The sequence below is a fragment of the Deinococcus sp. genome, assembly GCF_025362455.1.
In the GTDB taxonomy this organism is placed as follows: domain Bacteria; phylum Deinococcota; class Deinococci; order Deinococcales; family Deinococcaceae; genus Deinococcus.
The window spans coordinates 1-4,072 of the sequence record NZ_JANYGJ010000164.1 but is presented as its reverse complement, the minus strand read 5'-3'; the positions used below and the strand labels follow the sequence as shown (position 1 = coordinate 4,072).

Here is a 4,072-nt window from a genome sequence, read left to right as displayed (position 1 = left end):
ACTTCAAACTTCCGAGCGACGTTATCGATATTTTCGCCGTTCTGGACGGCTTTGACGATGCGTTCTCTCAGCTCGATACCGTAGCCCCTGGCGCCCACAATCGTTCGCATGTACTTATTATGCCACTTGCTCTAGAGCAGTACTCCGAATGACGCCACGGGGAAAACAGCCTCCCCGCGCCTCCATTCTGCGTCCTGCTCAGTTAAAACTACTCGCTCCGCTCGGTCATAAAAAGACCCTTTTTATGACATCTGCTCTATACTGGCGCATGCCCAGCTCGTCCCCCCTTCCCGGCCCGCTGGCGCCCTCTCCCGTCTGGCGCTGGGCGCTGCTGCTGGGGCTACCGGGCGTGATGACGGCGATGGTGCTGGCGTTGCTGCTCTCGCAGGACACGGCCTGGCGGGACGTCAACCTGCGGCTCTACGGCGCCGTGGGGACGGGGCTGGGGCTGTGCTGGATTCCGCTGCTGTGGCCGCGCTCGGCCAGATTCTCGCCCAGTCTGATGGGCGCGGCGGCGGCGATAGGTGGGCTGTTTTACGTGGTCAAGCTCTCGCTGCTGATCTGGCTGGCGCCGCCGGACGTGATGGTGAGCGAGCTGACCCAATCATTTTTCTGGTTCACGCCGATGTTGCTGATGTGCCTGCTGGCCCGCGAGCTGCCGCTGGTGCGCCGCCTGGCGTTCGTGGTGCTGAGTGTGCTCAGTGCCCTGAGCGCCTATTACCTGCTGCTGCACCTGAGCGACCCGGCGGCGCGGGTGGCCTGCACGGGCCTGACCGAGCTGATGCTGGCGAGCTGGGTCACCTACTGGGTCACCTCGCTGTACCTGCCGCAGCGCGAGCATCAGGCCATGAAAAGCGGTGAGCGGGCGGCCCTGGAACAGCTCGCCTACACCGACCTGCTGACCGGCCTGCCCAACCGCCTGCACTTCGAGCGCGAACTGGACGCCTGTTTGGAGGGCGGCGCCACAAGTCCAGTCACCCTGCTGTTTATCGACCTCGACAGCTTCAAGGTCGCCAACGACACCCTGGGCCACGCCGAGGGCGACCGGATTCTGCGCTCGGTGGCTGTGCTGCTGCGCCAGGTGGAGCCGCCGGGCGCCCACGCCTGCCGTCTGTCGGGCGACGAGTTCGTGTTGCTGCTGCCCGGCCTCGGCGGCAGCGAGGGCGAGCGGCTGGGCGAGACCATCCAGGCCCGGATGGTTCACCACGATCCTGACGCCCCGGTTCACATCACCGTCAGCATCGGGGTCGCCGTCTACCCGGACGACGCCCAGAATGCCAGCGAGCTGCTCAGGCACGCCGACAGCGCCATGTACGCCGTCAAGCGCAGCGGCAAGCGTGACGTGCGCCGCTACCGTCAGGCCGACGCCGCCACCGAACGCGCCCAGATCATCGCCCGCGACGTGCCGGGCGGCCTGCGCCGGGGTGAATTCAGCTTGGTCTACCAGCCGCTGTTCGACCTCACCAGCGGCCAGATGACCAAGGTGGAGGCCCTGACGCGCTGGCAGCATCCCGAACTGGGTGCGGTCTCGCCGGAGCAGTTCATCGGCGTGGCCGAGCAGGTCGGCAGCATCGTGGCGCTGGGAAGCTGGGCGCTGCGGGAAGCCTGCACGGCGGCGCTGGCCTGGCCGCAACTGCGGGTCTGCGTCAACGTCTCGGCCATGCAGGTGCTTCAGCACGACTTCGTGGGCGAGGTCGGGCGGGCGCTGCACCTCACCGGCCTGAGCGCCGAGCGGCTCGAACTCGAACTCACCGAGACCCTGCTGATGCACGACGACGCCCACCTGGCCGGGGTGCTGCGCGAACTGCGCCACCTGGGCGTAACGCTGTGCATGGACGACTTCGGCAGCGGGCATTCCAACCTCAGCCGCCTGCGCACCCTGCCGATTCAGGGCCTGAAGATGGACCGCAGCTTCACCGCCGCCCTGATCGGCCCCGCCGCCGAGCGCGTCTACCCGCTGGCGCTGCTCGAAGCCGTGGTGGGCATCGGCAAGTTGCGCGGCATCGAGATCACCATCGAGGGCATCGAAACGCCGCAGCAGCTCGACTGGGTGCGCTCGCTGGGCCAGGTGACGGTCCAGGGCTACCTGCTGGGCCGCCCGGTCAGCGCCGGGGAACTCACCGCCCTGCGCCCCGACGTCACCCTGCCCGCCTGGGCCGTCAGCGCCGCGCTGAGCCCACCGCTCCTGGGACCGCAGCCTCTGAGCGAATCGGAGCTGGGCTGATGCGAGTCGGGCTGATGTGAGTTGGGCTGATGCGAGTCGGGCTGATGCGAGTTGGGTTGAGACTGGCAAGGGTCGGCTGCCGAACACCGCCTGGTGCGAGGTTTTCGGAATATTTCGGCCCAAAGTCAAATGGTCATCGGGGCTGCGAATATCCAGCTCAGACTGAACGGTTCACCTCGCCTTCCGATTGCCAAAGGGCTGTGCCGTCCTGTTTCGTCCAGGCCGTCTGGACCGCTGCCTGACCGCTGCCTGACCGCTGGCCAGCCAACCCGCGTCGCCCACCGTGAGAAACCTCTAAGCTAGGGCCATGGCGCCGCAACTGTGTACCCTGGGTCAACTGCGTCTGGCGGGCTCGGATTTTCGCCGTGAGAAACCGCTGCTGTTGCTGGCTTATCTGTGTCTAAACGGCCCCCAGGCCCGCCGCAGCGTGGCCGGGCAGTTCTGGCCGGGCGCGGCGGCCCCGATGAACAGCCTCTCGGTGGCCCTGGCCCAGCTTCGCCGCGAGGATACAGAATTAGTAGACGCCAGTGAGACCCAGGTGAAGTGCGAGCTTGACTGCGACGTAAGCGCGTTTCAAGCGGCGCTGCGATCAGGTGATCTGGACACGGCGACCAGCCTCTACCGGGGACCGTTCCTGCTGGGCCTGAATCTGGGCGAACTGGGCGAGGAACTGAGTGAGTGGGTGATGACCACCCGCGAGGCGCTGGCCGACGGCTACCGCAGTTTGCTGCTGAGCGCCGCTCAGGCACGCGCCGACAGCGATCCCCGCGCCGCCGCCGAGCTGGCCGCCCGCGCCTGGGCACTGGCCGCAGCGACACCGCTGCCACCCGCCGGAATGCGGGCGCTGTACGCCCTGCTGCTCGCCGCCGACCACCCGCAGGCCGCCCAGGTACGCCAGGAGGCCGCCGAGCTGGGCCTGAGCTTGTCGGCCCCGGCGCCCGGCACCGCGCCGCTGTTGGGGCGCAGGCGCGAGCGTGAGCGGCTGGGCAAGGTCGCAGCGGGGGAGACGGTCTGGCTGCGCGGCGCGGCGGGCCTGGGCAAGTCGGCGCTGCTGCGGGCAACCGCCGATGAACAGGTCGTACTGGCGGGACGCTCCGGGCAGGCGTTCCTGACGTTGCTGCCGCTGGCGGGTAATACAACACATCCCGCCTCGGCCCAGGACTGGCTGACCCTGCTGCGTGCCCGCACCGCCCCGCTGCTGCTCGACGACTGGGAGGCCGCCGACCCCGAATCGCGGCGGGTGCTGCTGGCGCTGGCGCAGTCGCGGGCCGGGCCACCGCTGATCCTGTCCAGCCGGGAACGTTCGCCGCTGGGCGCCGGAAGCGGCGTCACCGAACTCGCCCTGCATCCGCTGACGCCGGAAGCCGTGGGCGCCGAACTGTACGCCCAGACGGCGGGGCTGCCTGCCCTGATTCACGCCGCCGCGCACGGCGAGTCGCTCAGCGAGGCGGTGGCTGCGCTGCTGGCACCCCTCAACCCGCGTGCCCGGCAACTGTTGGCCTGCCTGGCGGTGCAGCCGCGCCCCGACAATCAGGTCAGCGGCGCCGCCCTCGAACTGGGAGGCGAGGAGATGGCCGAGGCGTTGGAAAGTCTGAGCGCGTCGGGCTGGTTGCGCGGCACGGACATGGGTACGGAAGTCGCGCCCAGGAATGCCCTGCTGGCCTGGCTGGCGAGTCAGCCGAGTCTGGAAGCCGAGGTGCTGACCCTGCTGGCCCCGCACCTGGACGCCGCCGAAGCCCTGCCGTTGTACCTGCGTGCCCACAGCCTGACCGGATCGAGCGAGTTGCCCGGCTTCCAGGCGGCCCTGAGCACCGAGGCGCTGAAGCTGCTGAACGCCGAGCAGGCCAG

Annotated in this window: 1 protein-coding gene and 1 pseudogene; both read left to right on the top strand. The window is 68.7% G+C overall.

Annotation, left to right across the window (positions count from 1 at the left end):
- Positions 1-268 precede the first annotated feature (268 nt).
- Positions 269-2,224 (top strand): EAL domain-containing protein, encoded by a 1,956-nt coding sequence (locus tag Q0R23_RS12375; protein ID WP_293913462.1) that lies wholly within the window; start codon positions 269-271, stop codon positions 2,222-2,224.
- 307 nt (positions 2,225-2,531) lie between these two features.
- A pseudogene (locus Q0R23_RS12370) lies at positions 2,532-4,072 on the top strand (hypothetical protein); the annotation flags it as partial.

What these genes read in the sequence shown, in the direction of transcription:
- Q0R23_RS12375 (WP_293913462.1), top strand. Translation starts at nt 269, where the DNA reads ATGCCCAGCTCGTCCCCCCTTCCCGGCCCGCTGGCGCCCTCTCCCGTC.